Raw genomic sequence first — 20,914 nt, forward strand, 5'->3', positions numbered from 1 at the left:
TAACCGTTTCCACTGGATCCTGAGCCCCGCCATGATTGATGCTGTTCGCTCCCCCGCAGGACCGGCAACGGGTACCCGCCGGACCGGTGCACCGGTTGCCGGTTCCCCTGCTGTGCTAGCACGTCTGGCATCGGCAGGCGTGGCCGCCGACAGCTCGCCGCGCCGCCTCGCGGAATACTCCTATGACGCTTCCAACTACCGGGTAGCACCACTTGCCGTAGTGTTTCCACGGACGGTTGAGGACGTCGTCGCGGTTGTTGCTGCCTGCCGTGAAACCGCAACGCCGCTAATTGGGCGCGGCGGCGGGACCTCCATGGCCGGCAACGCCATGGGACCAGGCGTGATACTGGACTTCTCCCGGCACATGAACGCTGTCCACGAGATCGACGAAGCTACCGGGACCGTAAGCGTCGACCCCGGGGTGGTGCTCGCCGTCCTCTCCCGGGAGGTGGAAAAGGCCACGGGCAACCGGTACACCTTCGCCCCGGACCCGTCCTCCAAGAACCGCGCCACCGTGGGCGGCTCTCTGGGCAATGATGCGTGCGGCAACCACTCCGTCCGCTACGGCCGGATATCTGACCACGTAGCGGAGATCGACGTCGTCACCTCCGACGGCGCCCGCCTGACCGCCACCGCCACGGGGTTGCGTGCAACCGATCCTGAGGACAATGCCTCGGCAGCACGTGCCGGTGCATTGACCGCCTCCTTTAAGCAACTGGCCCACAGCCACTTGTCCGAGTTCCGCCTGGAACTCGAACGGATCCAGCGGCAAGTCTCCGGCTACCATCTGGCCAACCTGCTCCCGGAAAACGGGTTCAACATCGCTCGCGCCCTCGCAGGTTCCGAGGGAACCTGCGCCATCATTGTGGGCGCGCGGATGAAGCTCGTCCCAAAACCAGCCAGCGCCCTGCTGGTGTGTTTGGGTTATGCGGACGTCGTCGACGCTGCCCGTGACATCATGACTATTCTGGAGTTTTCCCCGGCCGCCGTCGAAGGTATCGACGAGGCGATTGTGGACACTATGCGTTTCCGCCGCGGCAAGGGCTCAGTAACGGGCTTGCCCGAAGGGAAGGCCTGGCTGTACGTGGACCTGGACGGCGAGAACCCGGGCCAGGTCCGGGCAGAAGCTGACCGGTTGTTGGCACGGCTCAGGGAAAACGGCCGCCTGGTGGATGGGCGCATGGTGCCGGACCTCCAGGAACGAGCGGCTCTGTGGCGGGTCCGCGAGGACGGCGCCGGGCTCTCCGCTCGCCTCTCCACGGGTGGTGAGTCCTGGCCAGGGTGGGAGGACTCGGCGGTCGCCCCTGAGAACCTCGCGGACTATCTTTCGGACTTCCGCGAACTCCTGGCCCGCCATGATCTGACGGGCGTTATGTACGGCCACTTCGGTGCCGGTTGCATGCATATCCGCATCACCTACGACCTGCGCACGCAGGCCGGCCGCGCCGTATTCCGCGGCTTCACCAAGGAAGCTGCCCAACTGGTGGTCCGCCACGGCGGCTCGCTCTCCGGCGAGCACGGCGACGGCAGGGCACGCTCGGAATTGCTTCCGCTGATGTACTCGCCGCGTATGCTGGCAGCCTTCGCCACATACCGGCGCACCTGGGACCCGGCACAAATCCTTAATCCCGGGTCCCTCACCGAACCTGACCCCATGGACGCCAACCTGGCGCTCCAAGGCATCCCCGAGCGGCAGTGGCGCACCACCTTCGACCTTCGCCCAATCACAGCCGGTGGCGGCTCGACCACCGAGACCGACACGCCCGAAACCTCTACCGGCAGCGGGACGGATCCGTGGGTCCACGCGGTTCAAAGCTGCATAGGCGTAGGCCGCTGCCGCACGGACGCGGGCGGCGTGATGTGCCCCAGCTACCGCGCCACGAAGGATGAGAAGGACTCCACCCGTGGCCGGTCCCGGGTGCTCCAGGAAATGGTCCGCGGCGCCCGCACCATGGAGGAAGGTTGGAAGTCCGAGGAGGTCCGCGAGGCCCTTGACCTATGTTTGTCCTGCAAGGCCTGCTCCAGCGACTGTCCCACGGGCGTTGACATGGCCACCTATAAGTCCGAGTTCTTCTCCCATTACTACAAGGGCAAACTCCGCCCGATGTCCCACTTCTCACTGGGCTGGCTTCCCCGGTGGCTTAAGATCACGGGCCGCACCGCGCCACTTGTCAACGCTGTGATGTCCACCCCACTGGCCAAGGTCGCATCCGCCCTGGGCGGACTCACCACCCGGCGGGCAATGCCACGCTTCGCCGGAGCAGGCGAATGGCGCCGCGAAGTAGCTGCTGCCGGCATCGGACCAGTAACAAACTCCAACGGCGGCATTGCTCCGGCCGTCAACGGTGTTGTGCTGTTTGTGGACACGTTTACCCGCGGGTTCCGTCCGGAGGTGGCCGGTTCCGCTGCTCGCGTCCTGGCCGGTGCAGGTTCTGTGGAATGCTCAGCTGACGCCTGCTGCGGCCTGACCTGGATATCCACCGGTCAGCTGGACACCGCCAAAAAGCTGATGGCCGAGGCAGCGGTGGCATTGGATGACGGGACCGATCGGCCCATCGTGGTGGTGGAACCCAGCTGCGCGGCGGCGCTGCGCAAGGACCTTCCCGAACTGGTCCACACGGACCAGGCCCGCCGGGTTGCTGCCCGGGTGCGGAGCTTTGCGACACACATCGAAGAGCTCGCCCAGGCAGGTTGGAAACCGGCGCCGACCCAACCCCTTCCGGAGCAAGTGGTGCTGCAAACGCACTGCCATGAATACTCCGTGTTCGGAGCCGGCGTTCAGCGCGCTGCACTCAAAGCCGTGGGTGTGGACAGCGTAGTGGATGCCACCGGCTGCTGCGGCGTGGCCGGCAACTTCGGCTTCGAAAAGGAGCACTACGACGTCAGCATGCTGGTGGCAGAGCAGGCGCTGGCCCCGGCCTTGCGCCAGACCGGCTCCAATACCGTGATCCTCACGGACGGATTCTCCTGCGCCATGCAGGTAAAGCAGATTGATAACTCCAGGCCGGGCCGTCACCTTGCCCAACTACTGGACCCCGCCGAAAAATCGGCAGTGAACTCCGAGCACAGCCACCAGCCACTCCCTTCCAACCTAGAAAAGGATCCATCATGAGCATCCAGGCAGCCGCCTCCCGGACCTCGCAAAAGGCGCTCGACGCCGTCGCCAAGGTCAGCACGAACCTCTACATTGACGGAGAATGGGCCGAAGCAGCTTCCGGTGCCCGGTTCAATGTCATCAATCCCGCCACCGAGGAAGTCATCGCCAGTGTCGCTGACGGGGGCCCCGAAGACGCACGCCGTGCCATTGAAACCGCCGGACGTGCACAGAAACAGTGGGCCAAAACCCCGCCCCGGGAGCGCAGCGAGATCCTGCGCCGTGCCTTCGACCTGATCATGGCCCGCCAGGACGAACTTGCTTTAATCATGACCACGGAAATGGGCAAGCCCTTTGCTGAGGCCAAAGGCGAGGTGGCCTACGCCGCTGAGTTCTTCCGCTGGTTTTCAGAGGAAGCTGTCCGTATCGGCGGAGATCTGACCACCACCGGCGACGGCAAGAACCGTATCCTCGTCTCGAAGGAACCGGTCGGACCTTGCGTCTTGGTGACGCCATGGAACTTCCCGTTGGCTATGGGCACCCGAAAGATCGGCCCCGCAATCGCCGCGGGCTGCACCATGGTCTTCAAACCGGCCAATCTCACGCCGCTGTCATCGCTGGCGCTGGCGGACATTCTGATAGAGGCCGGCCTGCCCAAGGGCGTGCTGAACGTGGTAACCACCACTAAGGCCTCTGACGTGGTGACACCATGGATGGAAAGCGGCATTGCCCGCAAGGTCAGCTTCACCGGATCCACCGGCGTGGGCATTCGTCTTCTGGAACAGGCTGCCAAAAACGTCATGCGCTCCTCAATGGAGCTGGGCGGGAACGCACCCCTCATCGTGTTCGAAGACGCCGACCTGGACCGCGCGGTGGAAGGTGCGTTCGCTGCCAAGATGCGGAACATGGGTGAGGCTTGCACCGCCGCCAACCGGATCTTTGTCCAGCGCTCCGTTGCAGCCGACTTCTCCGCCCGCCTCGCCAAGCGCCTGGGGGATCTGAAGGTGGGCGACGGCGCAGTGGAAGGCACGGACGTCGGACCCCTGGTTGAGGAGAAGGCGCTGAACAAGGTCCAGGAGCTGGTCGATGATGCCGTTTCCAAGGGCGCCACCGTGGTCTGCGGCGGTTCCCGTCCCGAGGGCAACGGCTACTTCTACTCCCCCACAGTACTGTCCGATGTCAGTTCCGACGCGGCTCTGATGAGCGAAGAAATCTTCGGCCCGGTGGCTCCGGTCATCCCCTTCGACACGGAAGAGGAAGTGGTCCGGCTGGCCAACGACACCCCGTGGGGCCTTGCCAGCTACGTATTCACCCAAGACCTGGACCGCGCCTTCCGCGTCGGCGATGAACTTGAGGTGGGCATGGTGGGTCTGAACACCGGTATCGTGTCCAACCCGGCAGCTCCGTTCGGCGGTATTAAGGCCTCCGGCCTGGGCCGCGAAGGCGGCAAGGTCGGCCTGGATGAGTTCCTGGAGATCAAATACATGGCCATCCCGCGCGTCTGACCGCAGCCTCTAAGACCTTTCAAATAAAAATTCCAACCCTCTCTTCATCCGCAGCCCCACCTGACGGCTCTCTCACCTTTCCTCCTCACAATGGAAAGGTGAGGGAGCTTTGGGTCGAAAGGTGCGAGAGGGTTAATACGTCGATTCTGGTTCCACGCACCTACTACGCATAGACGCAGTGGCCAGCAGGAGGAAACGAAATGAGTGATCTGACCGATCTGACAGCGGCTGAGCTGTTGGCGGGCTACCGCGAGGGCACGATCTCCCCTGTGGATGCCACCCAGGCTGCCCTTGATGCCATTGAAGCGGCCAACAAGGACGTCAATGCTTTTGTCTCGGTTGAAGCCGAGACGGCATTGCAGGAAGCACGCGAATCGGAAGGGAGGTGGCGCAAGGACCAGCCCCTGGGACCCGGTGACGGCGTCCCGACCTCCATCAAAGACATCTTCTACACACGCGGCCGGCCCACGCTCCGCGGTACCAACCTCATTAACGCCGACGCAGCGTGGGACCAGGATGCGCCTTGCGTTGCCAGGCTGCGGGAGACCGGTGCCGTGCTGATCGGCAAGACCACTACCCCGGAGTTCGCGTGGAAAGGCGTCACCGATTCGTTGCGGCACGGATCCACCGGGAACCCCCGGGCGGCAGGCCTCACATCGGGCGGCTCGAGCGGCGGCAGCGCCACTGCCGTTGGCCTGGGCATGGGCCCCTGGTCCGTCGGGACTGATGGCGGGGGCTCTGTCCGCATCCCGGCCGCGTTCACCGGGACGGTTGCCATCAAGCCGACATATGGCCTCGTTCCCATGTTCCCGGCCAGTCCGTTTGGCACCTTGGCACATGCAGGCCCCATGACCCGCACCGTGGAAGACACGGCATTGCTGCTTGACGTCATTACGGGCTTTGATGCACGTGACTGGTCAGCCCTTCCCACGCCTGCCAGGTCCTTCCTTGAGGGCCTTAATGACGGCGTGAAGGGCATGCGGATCGCGTTTTCACCCACGTTGGGATTTGGCACCAACGATCCGGAAGTCGAGCGGCTGGTCAGGGCTGCAGTTGACGTACTGGCCAACGCCGGCGCGATCATCGAGGAAGTGGATCCGGGTATTTACGATCCCGTTGAGGCCTTCCATGTCCTTTGGTTCGCCGGGGCGGCGAAGGTCCTGGAGGCTTACGGCCCGGACGCCATCACCAAGGTGGATCCCGGGCTGCGCCGCTCCATTGAGGAACAGGGCGATCTGACTGCCTCGGACTTCCTGGACGCCACCGCCGTGCGGATGGATTTGGGAGTGAAGATGGGTTTGTTTCACGAGACCTACGATCTCCTGCTGACCCCGACACTGCCCATAACGGCCTTTCCCCGGGATAGGGATGCACCTGAAGCCTGGCATTCTCCGAACTGGACCAGCTGGACGCCGTACACGTACCCGTTCAATATGACTCAGCAGCCCGCCATCAGCGTCCCCTGCGGCTTCACGGAAGCAGGATTGCCCGCGGGGCTGCAAATCGTCGGCCCACGCCACGCCGACCGCAAAGTGCTCCGCGCCGCCCAAGCGTACGAGAAGGCAGCCCCTTGGGGTACGGAGCGCCCCGCACGCCTCCGAGCTCACAGCACGAAGTAAACTCACCCACGAAAGCCCCCGTTGGTTCCTGCTTCAGGAACCAACGGGGGCTTTCTGCAGTCCGATCATCAAGCCGTGAACTACCCTTCCAGCCGAAGCGGGATAGGTTGCCTTCGTAATCGCGCGAAATTTGCATGTACGGCAATGGTCTCAGACGGTCTCCGGCACCTTCCCGACGGCGACAAGCCCCCCAGACAGGCAGCCACTACATAGTACGGCGGCCTCAGGACGTTCCCTGTGGCAATGATCAGGAGACCATTGCCATCTGGCCCGTTCCACCAAGAGCGCCGCGCCAACTGTTGTGACGGCCGAGCCGATACACGGTGGCGCATACAGGGGAGGTAGCTTTCAGCAGGTTCCAGCACAGGGACAAATGCCACCGCCGGCTCGTCGTTCAGGAATCAAGGGGGCTTTCTGCAGTCCGGCCCATCGCGATGTGGGTACCCTTCCAGCAGATGCGGGTGGGTTCCCCTTCATGTTTCCGAGAGCGAGAGCTTTCATGTTCCGCAGCGATGCTACGGCGATCCTTGGCGTCTTCCAGACCGCGACGAGGCCCACCAGGAAGACAGCGTTATGTCCTCGACGGCTTCAGGACGAGCGAAGCCGGCGTAGCACCCGGGTTGGGCCCATAGCCCGGAAGTTGTCAGCAGGTACAGGCACCCAGACGAAAGCCCCCGTTGGCTCCTGGTTAAGGAACAACGGGGGCTTTCTAAAAGCCTGCCCGATCGTCAGGTGGACTACCCTTCCAGCCGGCGCGGGATGTGCACCTTCTTGATCCCGGGAATTTTCATGTTCCGCAAAGATGCTCCGGCGGTCTCCGGCATCTTCCAGACGGCCACGAGGCCAACCAGGCAGGCGGCCATCATGTAGAACGCTGGCATCAGAACGTTCCCTGTGGCATTGATCAGGAGTTCGTTCACCATGGGGGCAGTTCCACCAAAGAGGGCCGTGCTGACGTTGTAGGTGATGGCGAAGCCGGCGTAGCGCACCTGGGTGGGGAACATTGCCGGGAAGGTGGCCGAGATGGTGGCCAGCTGCGGAAGATACAACAGGCCCAGGACGGCGAAGCCAAGCATCGCAAACCAGAAGCCCTTTGCCATGATCATGTACATGGGGATGGCTAGGACGAACAGTCCTGTCAGCGAGAAGAACCACATCGGCTTACGCCCGATCTTGTCTGAGCGGGCACCGGCCAGGGGGATCATAAGCATCATGGCGAACTGACCGACAAACATCAGGGTCAGCACAGTATTGGCATCCATACCCACCGTTCCCTCAAGGTAGGTCGGCATATACGTGAGCAGGGTGTAGTTGACCAAGTTCAGCGGAATGACAAGGCCGGCCATGATCAGCATTGGACGCCAGTAGTTGCGGATCAGGTCTTTCAGGGCAGTGCTGGTGGCCGGTTCCAGCTCACCGCTGGCCTCTAGTTCACGGAAGACTGGAGTGTCTTCAAGCTTGTTCCTCAGGTACATGCCGATGATTCCCATTGGGCCTGCAATAAGGAACGGCAGCCGCCAGCCCCATTCGGTCATGGCGTCGTTGCCCAGGATGAGGCTGCAGAGCAGGACAATAAGAGAGCCGAGGGCGAAACCGCCCAAAGTGCCGAACTCGAGGAAGCTTCCGTAGAAGCCGCGCTTCTTGTCCGGTGCGTATTCGGCCATAAATGTAGCAGCGCCGCCGTATTCACCGCCGGTGGAAAAGCCTTGGAGCATGCGCAACAAAATCAACAGCGCCGGGGCCACCCAGCCAGCCATCGAATGAGTCGGCAGAAGTCCGATCGCGAACGTTGAACCTGCCATCAGGATGATGGTCAGCGCCAGGACCCGCTTACGCCCGATTCGGTCTCCCAAGGGTCCCCAGAACAGCCCGCCAAGGGGACGTACCAGGAACGACAGTGCGAAGGTGGCCAGCGTCCATACTGTTCCCATAGCGCCTTCGCCCGGGAAAAAATTGGCAGTTATGTAGGTTGCTGCTACTGCATAGACGCCGTAATCAAACCATTCGGTGGCGTTGCCCATAGCTGAGGCCCCGATGGCCCGGTGAAGTACCTTCTTGCCTTCCCGGGACGTTTCGTCTGGACCTGTGAACCCCGCGCCGGCGCCGGTGCCGGCGCCGTGTGGTTGTGCGTTAGACATGACAATCCTCGATAGAGAGCAAATGTATCGCTCATCACACTACCCGTAATGTCCCATTGTTGACAATAGGAGACTTCGAGGACGTATTCGCGGTCGCGACGGTGCAACGGAAACGCGGCGTATTTTCAAAAGGGCGCGGATGAGGACGGTAGCGAGGCCAGTGCGAGCAAGCGGACAAGTTTGTCGTACTCACTCGAGCTCAAGCTCGCACTGGTTATGACGGTTCTCGCCGGGCAACTTGCCCCGGATATCGCCGGCGAAGCCGGCTTATCCTCGCCCTGTTCATGACGAGGGATCCGAGTATTCGTTCGCTGGGCGACGGGGACGTGTTGCGGACCAACCAAGAGGCAGATCCAAGAAGCGCGCCGCCCGCCACCCTGAGGAGCCCCGAGCTGTAACGTCTGCATCGGGAGACAGGACCATTGTGGGCGGAAGGGGCTGCGGCTTGGACATTACGGGCTAGAGGGCACAAAGCCACGGTGAAGGCACGGGCCCTGGTCGCTTTCAAGGCTGGCTTCCCCTTCCGAGCTCTGCTGAAAGCCTCAGGCCTTGCCCGCTCCGCAGGCAGAAACCATGAACATTCCTTTACAGTGTCTCCAGTAACCGCAACAGCAAACTGCCTGACGTAACCGCCGCCGGGCTCATCGAACAGCTGTCCGGCAAACAACAGTCGAACCCACTCACTGCTGCAGTATTGGCCCCAGAAGGTGTGCCTGCCAAACGTCTAACGCCGGTGCGAATAAAAAGCACAGACCCCAGATCTTTGCTCAGTCCAAGAGGCGGCGGGTTCTTTCAGGGAAACGTCGGGAAGCCGGGAGAACGACTCTAGGGGATCAGCCGCATCAGCGCGTCGTCCATGTGTTCCGCCATGAGCTTTTCGGCAAGGTCTGCATCCCCCCGGGAGATGGCCTCCGCGATGCCCTTATGCTCAGCGATGCGCCGATCCGCCGTACGGTAGGTACTTTTCAGGGCATTAAGGCACATCCGTGTCTCAGTCAGGAGAGTGTCGTGCATCCTCTTGAGGCGGGGACTGCCGGCAAGTTCAACCAGGAGGGCATGGAAGCTCATGTCCGCTTCGGTCATGGCTTCGCTGTTGGGGGAATCCGCTGTGTCCTCCATTGCGTGCACGGCTTCCATTAGCTTGGCCGCATTGCCCTCGGGGTTCGTGCTGGCCACGCGGCTGATGGCGGCGGCCTCAACCGCGGTCCGGGCCAAGTACACATCCCGGAAATCGTCCTCATCCATGGTAACGACGAAGAGACCCCTGTTCCGGTGGCTGACCAGCAGTCCTTCCTGCGTGAGGCGCTGCATGGCCTCCCGCAGGGGGCCCCGGCTGACTCCCAGTTCTTTGGCGAGCTCCGCTTCGCCAAGTTGAATGCCGGGAGCGAAATCGCCACGGGCAATTGCATCACGGATCCGGCGGGCAATAATGGCCGGCGTGGACTCCTGTACGACCGGGTCCAGGGCTCCCCTTTTCATTCGGCTCTCCATCCTTGCTGCAGTGAACTCCACCAGTCTTCTGGCTAGAGTCATCAGTAGATTCGCTATGCGTACCCATGTCTTATAGTTGACAATTTAACATTTTACTCCGCATGCAGCGAAGTAAGGGGCGCTTGGTTCATACCATAGCGCAACATCTTCCGATTGTAGACAATCGAACGTATGCTATTCGTGCAGTGATGGACACACCTTCTGCCCCTGATGCGCTACGAGGAGACACATGACAACCGTTGGAATGCTTTACCCGGGTCACAGCGCCGAAGATGAATATCCCTACCTTGAATCGGTCCTCGGTAAGGACGTCCGTCTTCCTGTGGTCCATACCTCTGTGGGCGGACCCGATGAAATTACCACCCATGAGGTGCAGGCCCTGCTGGACCTTGGCAAGCCTGAACGGCTGCTGGAGGGCGCCAGTGAGATCTCGCGCAAGTACACTCCCGATGCTGTTATGTGGGCATGCACCTCTGGCAGCTTCGTTTTCGGCTGGGAGGGCGCACATCAGCAGGTGCGCACGATTCAGGACGTCATCAATGTTCCGACGTCCTCCACTTCGCTGGCCTTTGCGGCGGCATTGAAGCACATGGGCATCTCCAGGGTCTCCATTTCGGCGACCTATCCCGACGACGTTTCCCGCCACTTCGTAGAGCTTCTCGGTCATCAGGACATCCAGGTCCTGGACCTTGCCTCTCATGACATCGCCTCCGGCGAGGACGCCGGCGAGCTTGACCATGACGGAGTGATCGAGCTCGCCCGGAGCGCGAACGCCCCTGACGCCGAAGCGGTCCTGATCCCGGACACAGCCCTTCATACCGTTCGCTGGCTCAACGAGCTGGAGTCAGTCCTTGGAAAGACCGTTCTGACTGCCAATCAAGTGACTGCTTGGTATGGACTGCAGCTCGCTGGCCGGTCTGTGCACTCCGACCAATTGGGCAGACTGTTCCGCAGCAGTTGATTCCGGCAAGCAGAAGGCCTCCTGACCGTCAGTTCAACGGTCCGGAGGCCTTCTTTGCTAGGGCGGATACAGGATTATTCTCTGGCCGCGGCCAGGAGGGCCTGGTCTGGCCCGACGGCGTCACGGCCCAGCAGCCGCAGCGCGCTCCACGCCGTGACCTGGTTAGCGGTGATCACGGGCTTTCCAAGTTCCCGCTCCATGTATGCGATGACGTCGTAGGTGGGCAAGTTTGTGCAGCTGACAAAAATAGCCTCGGCATCCGGTGCATCCGCCTTGCGGATCAGGTCGCAGGTGGCGGCGTATGGGACCTTCCATATATTCCGGTCCAGCCCCAGCCCCTTTTGCGAGACTACGGACTTCCCGCCTTGTTCGAGAAAGGATGAGAGGCGAGTGGTGAGCTCCGCAAGGTAGGGCGTAGCCACAGCCACCTTTGATACGCCCAATGCACCCAGAGCCATTAGTAGGCCTTCGGACGTGGTGATTGCCGCGGGGGCGCCGGCGGCGACAATGGCGCTGGAAAGGTTGCGGGCGCCCTCCACCCCGTGGACGAAGCTTCCGGAGGTGCAGGCGTAAGTAACTACAGCCGGGCTTATAGCCATCACGCTGCGGACCGCGTCCTGAATTTCAGCCAGGTCGCTGATTTCTTCTGCCATGTCCAAGCCTACGGGCTCATCGTAGTACGGGGTGCGGGTAAAAACGAGGTTCACCCCCTCTGGCATCCAGCGCCACAGTTCATGGTCGAGCGCCATGTCAAAGGGGCATACGACGCCGATGTCGTGCCAGGCCTGCGGGCCCGGAGGGTCGGCAACGGGCGCCAAAGTTGAGTTGGGTTCGAGTGTCATACACCACTTTCTCACGTTTGTTCTATTGTCTACAATATCTGCTTATGGATAAAAAACAGAACACACCCCTTCCGCTGCCTCCCACCCCAATTCCGGCCGGAAACTACGTGCCCGTGCGCGAGTTGGGGGGCGTACTCTACACAGCCGGCCACACCTCGGCTGTACAAAACCATCTGGAATACAGCGGTCGCATCGGCGAGGAGCTCACCGTTGAGCAAGGGCAGCGCGCGGCCGCCACGGCGGTGCTGAACTGCCTGGCGTCGCTTGCCGCTCATACCGGGGGGCTGGACCGGGTTGGGGAAATTGTCTCCATGACCGGCTATGTGTCGGCCGGCAGCAACTTCACCGATCATCCGCTGGTGATGAACGGGGCGTCTGAGGTATTGGTTTCCTACTTCGGAGAGCGAGGTCGTCCCGTCCGGGCAGCTGTCGGTGTGGCCAGCCTTCCCGACGGCGCACCCGTAGAGATATCGTTGATTGCCAGCCGCCGCGACGGCTGACTCAGTGCTGCAGTACCGCCCGGAGGAAGCTCCGGGTCCGCTCCTGCTGTGGGTCCTTGAAGATCTGGGCCGGCGGACCGCTCTCCACGGCGGCGCCGTTATCGAACATCACAACCCGATCAGAGATTTCCTCCGCGAAGCGCATTTCATGCGTGACCATAAGCATGGTCATGTCCGTGGTGTGGGCCAGGTTCCGGATCACGTTCAGGACTTCACCGATGAGTTCGGGGTCCAGCGCTGATGTGGGCTCGTCAAAGAGCAGTACTTTGGGCCGCATCGCCAATGCCCGGGCAATGGCTACGCGTTGCTGCTGGCCGCCGGACATCTGCGGTGGGGTGTGGTTCATGTGCTTGCCCAGGCCCACCAGGTTTAGCAGCTCCGCAGCGCGTTCGCGTGCCTCGGCTTTGTTCATGCCGAGAACGTGGATAGGTGCTTCGATGATGTTTTCCATTGCAGTCATATGCGGGAACAGGTTGAACTGCTGGAAGACCATGCCAATTTTCTTGCGGGTCTCGCGCAATTGTCTGGTTTCCCTGACTTTTTGGCCGAGGCTGACGTCCCAGAGGGTGTCCCCATCCACAGTCACTTTTCCTTCGCTGGGGGTTTCGAGTGTCATCAAGATACGAAGGATGGTGGTTTTTCCCGAACCGGAAGGGCCGATGATGGACACTTTCTCTCCGGGTGCGACATCGAAGTTGAGTGATTTCAGGACATGGTTCGTTCCCCAGTTCTTGCTGACGTTTTCGAACCGAATGATGGGATCCGGAGGCAGAGCAACGCCCGAAGTCCGGGGTTGGGGTTCAGTGCTGGGGCGCATAGCGCCGCTCCAATCTATTGACGAGCCGGGAGGCTGGGTAGCTTACTGCCAGGAACAGCAGAGCTGCGAGGGTGAGTGGCTCCAGATAACGGAAGTTGGAGCTTCCAATTGCCTGGGCGGTGGCCATAAGTTCAACCACTGTAATTGCGGATAGGACTGCTGAATCCTTGAACATCTGGATGAGGTAGTTGCCAAGCATCGGGACGACGGTGCGGATTGCCTGCGGCAGGACAATTCGGCCCCAGGTGCGGGTCCCGGGAAGGCTTAATGCTGTCGCCGCTTCCCACTGCCCCTTGGAGACACCTTGGATGCCGCTGCGGTAGACCTCGGCCATATAGGCGCTGTAGTTCACGCCGATCACCACGATGCCGGTTGTGAGTGCATCGAAGCTTATGCCATAGGAAGGGAGCACGAAGAAGGCAACGTAGGCCTGCACCAACAGCGGAGTACCGCGGACAAACACGACCAGGAAGGCAATGACCTTTGACAGCACGGGAATGGCAAGCCGTCGGAGAACAGCGAAGACAAGACCGAGCCCGGCTGCGAGCAGAGTTCCCACGACAGTTATATGGACCGTGGTCCACAGCCCCTGCAACAGGATCGGGAGTATTGATATCGCAAACGCATTATCCCAAATCATGCTGCACCCACCTTCATGAGAATGTTTTCCTTTCTCTGCAGAGTCAGGGCTTTGCGGTCAAGCGCGAAACGCTTCTCCAGCCAAGCTGTGAGCAGAGTCAGCAGGTAGGACAAAACAAAGTACATCACCAGGATTGTGGTGAAGATTGCAGTCGTCTGCCCAGTCGTGCTTCGAATCATCTGGGCGCTAAAGGTCAGATCCGCTACCGTGACCAGTGAAACGAGCGACGTGTTCTTCAACAGGTCCACCATTACATTGCCAAACGGTGGGAGCATGGCGGGGATGGACTGCGGGATGATGATTCTGCGAAGCCTTAACGCGGGTTCCATGCCCAGGGCGATGCAGGCTTCTGTCTGCCCCTTGGCTCGGCTGGCGATGGCACCGCGGACCACTTCGGCGGCATAGGCCCCCTCGTTGAGGCCTAGTGCCAGGACTGCAGCTGTCAGCGGGTGGAGCTGAATTCCGAAAAACGGCAGTGCGAAAAACAACCAAAACATCTGCACCAGCAGGGACGTTCCGCGGAACACCTCGATGAAGACGCCGGCAGGCCACCGGAGGATTCGGTGCCGGGACAGACGGGCCAGACCTGCGGCGAAGGCTACTACCAAGCACAGTGCACCCCCAAGCACCGTCACCGTCAAGGTAGTCAGCAGGCCCTGCCACAGCAGGGGCGCATATTCGATAACGGCATTCATCCTGTGCCACCTCCCTGTTTAGGGGTGTTCAGCCTTCGGTCTTGCATAGTTCCTCGGCAGTTACGCCTTCGACGACGGTTGAATCGAAGCCCCATTTGGTGAGGATCTCGCTGAATTCCGGCGTGGCCTTGAACGCCGCAAGCTCCTTGTTGTACGCCTCATGGAAGGACGTGTCTCCCTGGCGGAAAGCTGCTCCCGAGCCAGTGCGTGGCGCGTCTTCAACCGGTGCTGTGATGTCGAAGCTATTGTCGCTCTCTGCCAGAGACTTCAGCGACAGGGTGGGCAGCATGAAAGCGTCCGCGCGGTTTGCCTTCAGCGCTTCGAGGCCGCTTCGACCGTCATTGACCTTAAGCTGCTGGTTGGCAGGAACATTAGCCGCCTTGAGCACTCCTTCTTCAAATCCACCGGGGAGAACGGCGATACGCAAAGCGGGATCTGCAATGATGTCGGCCACCGTTAGGATGCTTTTCGGATTGCCCTTGGGCGTGGCGAAGGATTCGGTAGAAACAATGACTGGCTCGGAGTAAAGAATCTGCGAGCATCGTGACTGCTTCATGAACAGGCCGGCTGCGATCACGTCCCAGCGGTTGGCATTCAGTCCGGGGATCATGGACTCATACGGTGTGATGATGCCCTGAACCTCATCGATTCCCAAGCGCTTACAGACTGCCCTCAAGACGTCGGGTTCGCATCCTGTGACCTGACCGTCCGGGCTGACCTGCGTATAAGGCGGCTCATTGGCGATGCCTACTCGGATGAATCCCTGCGCCTTTGCAGTTTCCAGCAGGTTGCTCGTCGCACCCGTTGCCGGGTTACCAGCGGGAACACTGGAGCAGCTGGTTATCCAACCAGCTACCGTCACTCCGAGAGCGGCTGTGCCAGCACCTCGAAGGAGGTTCCGCCGTGTGATGTTGCTTCTCATTTCTTCTCCATTCGCCCGGCCTCGCCGGCACTAAATCAGGACAAGCGCCCTGTGAGCTGTGTTACACAACCTAAGATAATCATGTAGCATTGTCAACAATACGAATGTACGATTCTGCATCGAGGAGCCGTCAAAGGGACAGGCTCGGGCCCTAAGCAGACTTTGGATTGGAGTTACGAAATGATCATTGGTGTTCCCGCAGAAATTAAGAACAACGAGTTCCGGGTGGCCATCACCGCTGCCGGCGTCCACGAGTTCCGCACCCATGGACACACGGTCCTGGTGGAGCGCGGGGCGGGACTCGGTTCGGGCATCACGGATGAGGAATACTCCATTGCCGGTGCCGAGATCGTTAACGAGGCAGACGACGTCTGGGCCCGCGCGGACATGGTGATGAAGGTCAAGGAACCCATCAAGGCCGAGTACCACCGGTTCCGCAAGGGCCTGGTCCTCTTCACCTACCTGCACCTCGCGGCCGAGTCTGAACTCACCCGCGAGCTCATCAACTCCGGCGTCACCGCCATCGCTTACGAAACTGTCCAGGAGGGCCGCAGCCTGCCACTCCTGGCCCCCATGTCCGAGGTGGCTGGCCGGCTCTCCGTCCAGGTAGGCGCCTCCTCACTCATGGCCCCCGCCGGCGGAAAGGGCGTCCTGCTGGGCGGCGTTCCCGGCGTCCGGCCCGCCAAGGTGGTTGTCCTCGGCGCGGGTGTTGCAGGCACCAATGCAGCGGCCATGGCCCTGGGCCTGGGGGCGGACGTCACCATCATGGACATCAACATCCACCGCCTCCGGGAACTGGATGCCCAGTACCAGGGCCGGCTCAAGACGGTGGCATCGAACTCCTACGAGATCGAAAAGTCCGTGGTGGATGCTGACCTGGTGATCGGCTCAGTCCTGATCCCCGGTGCAAAGGCCCCGAAGCTCGTCACAAACGACCTGGTGGCCCGCATGAAGCCGGGCTCGGTTTTGGTGGATATCGCCGTGGATCAGGGCGGCTGCTTCGAGGACACCCGGCCCACCACGCACCAGGAGCCCACGTATAAGGTGCACAACACCATCTTCTACTGCGTGGCCAACATGCCCGGTGCCGTGCCCAACACCTCAACATACGCCCTCACCAATGTCACCCTGCGCTACGCCGTGGCCCTCGCCAACCTAGGCGTCAAAGCAGCGTTCGATCGCGACCCCGCCCTCGCTGCGGGCCTGAACATCGCCGCAGGCCACGTTGCCCACCGATCGGTGTCCGGGGCACACAACCTGCCCCTCGTGAAGGACTGGCGCGAACTGGTTCCGGCCTAGCCCCCACTACCCCGCAAACTCGCTAACAGGCAAAGATCATAGGAAAGAATATGAAAAAGCGAACCCAACTGACGGCCCCCCTGATGCGTAACGTTCGAATGTCTCACAGCGCGCGGACCGGTGACCACTGCCCGGCCAACGGATGGTGGGCGCCGTTCAATGACGTTGAAAACCCATACTTCATCACTGAGGGGAGCATCATGCCATCAGCCAACGGTGGGCCTAGTAACTGGAAACTGGTTATGAGCAATCAGCAGCAATCCCAGATAACGCGCCATGATCTTCCGTCCAGGGGAACTTCCCTCGATACCATCTGACTTTGGCGCCAGCGGAACCGGCCATCGGCAGTGGACGCTCAGAGTGCTGTAGCAGGACGCCGGCGTTGATGACAAGAGAGTGGCCAACCACAGGAATCATCAAGGGTTTAAAGAATGCTGGCCTGATTCCCGGATCAGCGAGCTCCCGGGAAGGCCCGTGTCGCTGTGGTTATTATTCCCGCCTGAGCCACACACGGAACAGCTGTTGGCTGTCGATTGGGATCAATGCGCTGGGTCTGCAATCCCTTACACCACGATGCGTCCCGCTACGGGAATATCTGGCGTAAAGAAGCATCTGTCCCTACAGGACGGTGTCTTTCACCGTCCTTAGTCAATGAATACATGCCAAAGGAGAAACTGGTGCGAGAAACGGAAGAAGTTCCGGTCAACTCCTGCGTTGATCTATCGCCTGGAGATGAGATCGCCGCGACTCGCAGAGGGGCGCTCGTGCACCGCGGGCGGGTGACGGATATAGCACCGGACCATGGGATGTTCTGGATCATGGACGATCTGAATGGGGGGCGCCGGTTACTTGACCTAGCCGAGGTGCAGGTTGCGTGGACAAAGGGTGCAGCAGCAGGGACCCCCGCTGTCGGTTGAGAAAAAACGACCGCAGTTCATGGTTTCAGCTCTGCGCACTGCGGCTTGGTTAGCGGCATTGAGAAGGGACTCGTTTGGGAAACTTCTGCGCAGCTAGCCTCGGAATCGTGCTCGAGGGAAAGACCCTGTTGGTGCATGCCTAGCGCCAATAGGTCCCCCTAGGATCACTAAAACCAGGGGTATGGGGTCTTGGGACTATCACGGACCTTTAAATAAGTGAGCTCATGTTTAGGAACATCAAGGACCATGACGCCAACTAATGAACATCAAGTGCAACAGCACCAGGACGTGTGCTCCACTGCGACAACCGGTGACCTGGCACCGCTGAGTGGTTGGTGGAGGCCGGACGGGGACCCAGCGCCGTTTCGCTATCTAGAGCAAGGCGAGACCATGCCACTACTGCACGGAAGAAAAACTCTCTGGACTCTTGTGTTTGAATTGGCGCCCTCAGCCAGAGCTCATGGTGCCAAATACCCGAGTCTGGTTACTGGTACGCGTGCACATCAATTCGAACTATTGGAGCCTTTTAATGACGCTGTAGGATCAGCCTGATCGAAGTTGTGGGGAACGCGGCATCGTGGGTAGGCGGAGTGGTCTTGCCCAAAAACCTGACTCGCGTGCAGTCTCCTCTCCAGTTAGGGCACACCCAAACCTGACGCCAGACGGTCACTCAAATACCGTCAGGTTAGAGTCAGCTGGCACCCTTCGGTACACCTCTCACCAAGAGCCTAAGAAGTCAATCTGACAGATGCGTTGCCCGATAGCCCGATCTGGCCACATGCCAACCGACGTCACCCCGGTGAATCCTGCTCGGAACAACGACCAGCAACTTCGACTGGTTGGCGCTTACGTCAGCCATGACGAATTCTTCCCCCTTGGAAAGGTTTATGAAGCTAGCATCCACCCTGTCTTGCGGGCCAGAGTGTCTGTGTGCCGGAAAATTGGATATTGGGGGCTATGCACTGGGGCCTACGGGCCCTGGAACGAACACGAGGAGCAACATGGGCTATAGCCACTACTTTCCCGGGTTGAGGGCCAGTGCCGAAGTGATCGCTGATGCCGTGAGAATTGTGGCCGCCTCCGGGGTGAGTATTTGTGGTCCCAACGGCCAGGGCCAGCCCATCATGTCTGAACCTGAGGGCATCAGGTTGAACGGCTGTGACGGTGCTGGCGAGTCCTGCGAGACGTTTCACCTTCGAGGTAACGCTGCACCCAGGTTTCCAGGGATGGCCGAGTTCTGCAAGACGGGGAACCAGCCGTACGACCAGGTTGTCACAGCCATACTGATAGCTGCCGCCGTGCGTGCACTCGGTGAGAGAACCGGTGTCGTTATGAGCGACGGCCGATGGGATGACTGGGCCGCTGGCCTGTCACTGTTCGAAAAGGCGGTGCGGCCCCTGACCATGGAGGAGAAGTTGGCTTTGGAGCTCGATGTGGAGCGGATGCGCCCCGGAGCCTTTTTAGATTGACCCCTCCCCGTGCGGGCTGCCTGTCATTCCTCTGTCTGGCGAGCGATGAAGGCGGCCATCCCGGGGACCGTGAACTGGATGGAACCGTATTCGGGTGCGTAGATGACGCCCTTAGCGATGAGGCGGGCACGGATGACGGCGAGTTTGTTAGTTGATTTGCCGAGGCGTTCGGCGATTTTTCCTGTCGACGACGGTACGTCCCCGTCCTCTGCCATGGCTTTCAGATATTGTCGTTCGGCGTTGGTGGCGCGCTGCCATCGTGCCTCGAAAAATCCGTGGTCCAGGTCGCTCGTGCCGTATCGGACGGCGATATTGGCATCCTCGGCACTGATGACTTTGTCTGAAGCAGCTTCCCAGGCCGAACGCCCGTAGACCTGAAGGAAGAACGGGTAACCGTTCGCGGCGGACAGCAGCAAAGTCAGTGCGTCCGGCGCCAGCGAGGCACCGAGCCTGGTGATAGGCAGGGTCAGCGCTTCCGAAGCGGCCGCTTCGTTGACCTGGCCAATGGTCCTGTAGAGGAAGAGCCTCTCGCCGTACGTTCTGGCTTCGGATATTTTGCCGGGGAGGTTGGGCAGGCCGGCACCGATGATGTAGAAGGGCCACCCGCGCTGCCCGGCGGTGTGCTGGACAGATAACAGCACGGTCAAAAGTTCCTCGTCCAGGTCCTGCATCTCGTCGATGAACAGGCCAAATCCTGCTCTGGATTTCCTCATCGCCTGGGATACATCTTCGACGAGCTCCTCGATATCGATGTCCAGATGGCCGGAGTCCGCGCGTCCTTGTTTTGTCGTGACTGAGGCAGATACGCCCGTTGCTCCCAGGCTGGCCGAGATGTTGCCGATACTGGTCATGGCGTCCTGCATGAAGCTCCAGGCGGGCTTGCCACGGAGCCTGCGGGCACCTACTTCGAGTTCGCGGGCGAGCTTTGCGCGTGTGGCAATCTTGCCGGCTTCCCCCGGCTGGGCCTCAATTTGGATCACGAGCCAGTCGTTACGGCGAGCATGGTTGGCGAAGACGTTGAGTAATACTGTCTTGCCGACTCCCCGGAGGCCCGACAGGACCATTCCCCTGTCCCCCACTGTGTTTGACTTGGCGCGGGCGACCAACAGATCAAAAGCATCAATTTCGGCACCGCGTCCCACAAGAGCCGGTGGCTGGACGCCAGAACCTGGGTTGAACGGGTTGAGAGCAGGATCCATACACCAACAATAGCAAGATATAGGGACTTATAACGTCATCTGTTATTACGGCTTATTATTGGTTAGGGTCTCAACTGACGAAGGCTTGGATGATGAGGATATCGTCGGTAGCTATGGGAAAGGTACGGCGCACGGCCCCGCACGAGGAATGGGTGGAGATGTACCGGAGGGGTATCCCTCCTTCGAGGATCGCGGCGCTGGACTCAGCTCCCGCCACCACCGTGCGCTATCACCTGCAGGTCGCGAAGAAGCTCGAACCGGAGCTCGAAACCGAGCATGCGGCTGCGCTGCCGAGGTCTGAGGGACCGTCCACTGCATTTTTGACGATGATGCAAGACGTTGTCGACTTCTACGGCACCTGCGGCAGGCTGCCATCGGCCCATGCGAAATCACCCCATGAGGCGACGCTGGGCAGGTGGCTGTACCTCCGGCGCCGGGAAGCGCAGGCGGGTACCCTCTCCCCCGCTGTCCGGGACAGGCTGGATGTGATTCCCGGTTGGGGCCTGGCGTCGAAGCGGAAGGCCGAGGACGAGGCCAGGTGGCAGAAGCGCTTGCAGCAGGTGAAGGAAGTCCGGGATGCCGGCGGCGAGTGGCCGCGTCATCAGAAGACCCCGGATGCGGACGAACGCGTCCTGGGCGTGTGGCTGCACGCCCAGCGGATCAACTACAACCAAGGAAAGCTGGCCCCGGAGAAGGAGTCTCTGCTGAATGAGGTCCTGCCAGGTTGGCGCGAGGGCCGGCCGCGTGGCCGGCGACCACGACGAACACCGCAAAGCCCTGGCGACAGGTAGACCATGCGAAACGGA

16 protein-coding genes are annotated in these 20,914 nt (G+C 60.9%); 8 read left to right on the forward strand and 8 right to left on the reverse strand.

What is annotated here, in order from left to right; all coding sequences use genetic code 11:
- Positions 1–31 precede the first annotated feature (31 nt).
- From HTS88_RS18565 to HTS88_RS18575, 3 genes are all read left to right on the forward strand, one after another.
- Positions 32–3,112: an FAD-binding and (Fe-S)-binding domain-containing protein gene (locus HTS88_RS18565; RefSeq protein WP_174180999.1), complete on the forward strand. Its 3,081-nt coding sequence runs from the start codon at positions 32–34 to the stop codon at positions 3,110–3,112.
- Positions 3,109–4,599 carry an NAD-dependent succinate-semialdehyde dehydrogenase gene (locus HTS88_RS18570; protein WP_174181001.1) on the forward strand — a complete coding sequence of 497 codons (1,491 nt, stop codon included), beginning with the start codon at positions 3,109–3,111 and terminating at the stop codon, positions 4,597–4,599. The genes HTS88_RS18565 and HTS88_RS18570 overlap by 4 nt, the downstream gene beginning before the upstream one ends.
- A 200-nt stretch (positions 4,600–4,799) precedes the next feature.
- Positions 4,800–6,218, forward strand: a complete 1,419-nt coding sequence (locus HTS88_RS18575) for an amidase (protein WP_174181003.1) — start codon at positions 4,800–4,802, stop codon at positions 6,216–6,218.
- A 737-nt stretch (positions 6,219–6,955) separates the two neighbouring features.
- On the opposite strand, the gene HTS88_RS18580 is transcribed toward HTS88_RS18575, so the two are convergent.
- Together HTS88_RS18580 and HTS88_RS18585 are read right to left on the reverse strand one after the other, a co-directional pair.
- On the reverse strand, positions 6,956–8,356 hold the full coding sequence (locus HTS88_RS18580; protein WP_174181005.1) for an MFS transporter: 1,401 nt from the start codon (positions 8,354–8,356) through the stop codon (positions 6,956–6,958).
- 825 nt (positions 8,357–9,181) lie between these two features.
- Positions 9,182–9,835, reverse strand: coding sequence for a GntR family transcriptional regulator (locus HTS88_RS18585; RefSeq protein WP_174181007.1), 654 nt, complete (start codon positions 9,833–9,835; stop codon positions 9,182–9,184).
- A gap of 241 nt (positions 9,836–10,076) precedes the next feature.
- Between HTS88_RS18585 and HTS88_RS18590 the strand changes: the two genes are divergently transcribed.
- On the forward strand, positions 10,077–10,808 hold the full coding sequence (locus HTS88_RS18590; protein ID WP_174181009.1) for a maleate cis-trans isomerase family protein: 732 nt from the start codon (positions 10,077–10,079) through the stop codon (positions 10,806–10,808).
- A 74-nt stretch (positions 10,809–10,882) separates the two neighbouring features.
- On the opposite strand, the gene HTS88_RS18595 is transcribed toward HTS88_RS18590, so the two are convergent.
- The gene (locus HTS88_RS18595; RefSeq protein WP_174181011.1) at positions 10,883–11,650 is read right to left on the reverse strand and encodes a maleate cis-trans isomerase family protein; all 768 of its coding nucleotides are present in this window, start codon (positions 11,648–11,650) and stop codon (positions 10,883–10,885) included.
- Positions 11,651–11,694: 44 nt separating this feature from the next.
- Here HTS88_RS18595 and HTS88_RS18600 point away from each other — a divergent pair, with 44 nt between their 5' ends.
- Positions 11,695–12,150, forward strand: coding sequence for a RidA family protein (locus HTS88_RS18600; protein ID WP_174181014.1), 456 nt, complete (start codon positions 11,695–11,697; stop codon positions 12,148–12,150).
- 1 nt (position 12,151) lies between these two features.
- Here HTS88_RS18600 and ehuA read toward each other — a convergent pair whose 3' ends face one another.
- From ehuA to ehuB, 4 genes are read right to left on the reverse strand one after another with little or no spacing between them, the layout of a single operon-like run.
- Positions 12,152–12,967 carry an ectoine/hydroxyectoine ABC transporter ATP-binding protein EhuA gene (gene ehuA, locus HTS88_RS18605; RefSeq protein ID WP_217432732.1) on the reverse strand — a complete coding sequence of 272 codons (816 nt, stop codon included), beginning with the start codon at positions 12,965–12,967 and terminating at the stop codon, positions 12,152–12,154.
- Entirely contained in the window at positions 12,951–13,607 is a 657-nt protein-coding gene (gene ehuD / locus HTS88_RS18610) for an ectoine/hydroxyectoine ABC transporter permease subunit EhuD (RefSeq protein WP_174181016.1), read from the reverse strand. Before ehuD ends, ehuA begins: the two co-directional genes overlap by 17 nt.
- Positions 13,604–14,302, reverse strand: coding sequence for an ectoine/hydroxyectoine ABC transporter permease subunit EhuC (ehuC, locus tag HTS88_RS18615; protein ID WP_174181018.1), 699 nt, complete (start codon positions 14,300–14,302; stop codon positions 13,604–13,606). The genes ehuD and ehuC overlap by 4 nt, the downstream gene beginning before the upstream one ends.
- A 28-nt stretch (positions 14,303–14,330) precedes the next feature.
- Positions 14,331–15,224: an ectoine/hydroxyectoine ABC transporter substrate-binding protein EhuB gene (ehuB, locus tag HTS88_RS18620; RefSeq protein WP_174181019.1), complete on the reverse strand. Its 894-nt coding sequence runs from the start codon at positions 15,222–15,224 to the stop codon at positions 14,331–14,333.
- 180 nt (positions 15,225–15,404) lie between these two features.
- On the opposite strand from ehuB, the gene ald reads away from it, so the two are divergent.
- Both ald and HTS88_RS18630 read left to right on the forward strand, forming a co-directional pair.
- The gene (gene ald, locus HTS88_RS18625; RefSeq protein WP_174181028.1) at positions 15,405–16,523 is read left to right on the forward strand and encodes an alanine dehydrogenase; all 1,119 of its coding nucleotides are present in this window, start codon (positions 15,405–15,407) and stop codon (positions 16,521–16,523) included.
- A gap of 1,918 nt (positions 16,524–18,441) precedes the next feature.
- Complete coding sequence (locus tag HTS88_RS18630; protein WP_174181030.1) at positions 18,442–18,909, forward strand: hypothetical protein; 468 nt, start codon at positions 18,442–18,444, stop codon at positions 18,907–18,909.
- 23 nt (positions 18,910–18,932) lie between these two features.
- On the opposite strand, the gene HTS88_RS18635 is transcribed toward HTS88_RS18630, so the two are convergent.
- Complete coding sequence (locus HTS88_RS18635; protein ID WP_174181031.1) at positions 18,933–20,108, reverse strand: ATP-binding protein; 1,176 nt, start codon at positions 20,106–20,108, stop codon at positions 18,933–18,935.
- A 113-nt stretch (positions 20,109–20,221) separates the two neighbouring features.
- Between HTS88_RS18635 and HTS88_RS18640 the strand changes: the two genes are divergently transcribed.
- Positions 20,222–20,899 (forward strand): helicase associated domain-containing protein, encoded by a 678-nt coding sequence (locus HTS88_RS18640; RefSeq protein ID WP_238340963.1) that lies wholly within the window; start codon positions 20,222–20,224, stop codon positions 20,897–20,899.
- Positions 20,900–20,914 lie beyond the last annotated feature (15 nt).

It is taken from the genome of Pseudarthrobacter oxydans, from assembly GCF_013314975.1.
Taxonomy (GTDB): Bacteria; Actinomycetota; Actinomycetes; order Actinomycetales; family Micrococcaceae; genus Arthrobacter; species Arthrobacter oxydans.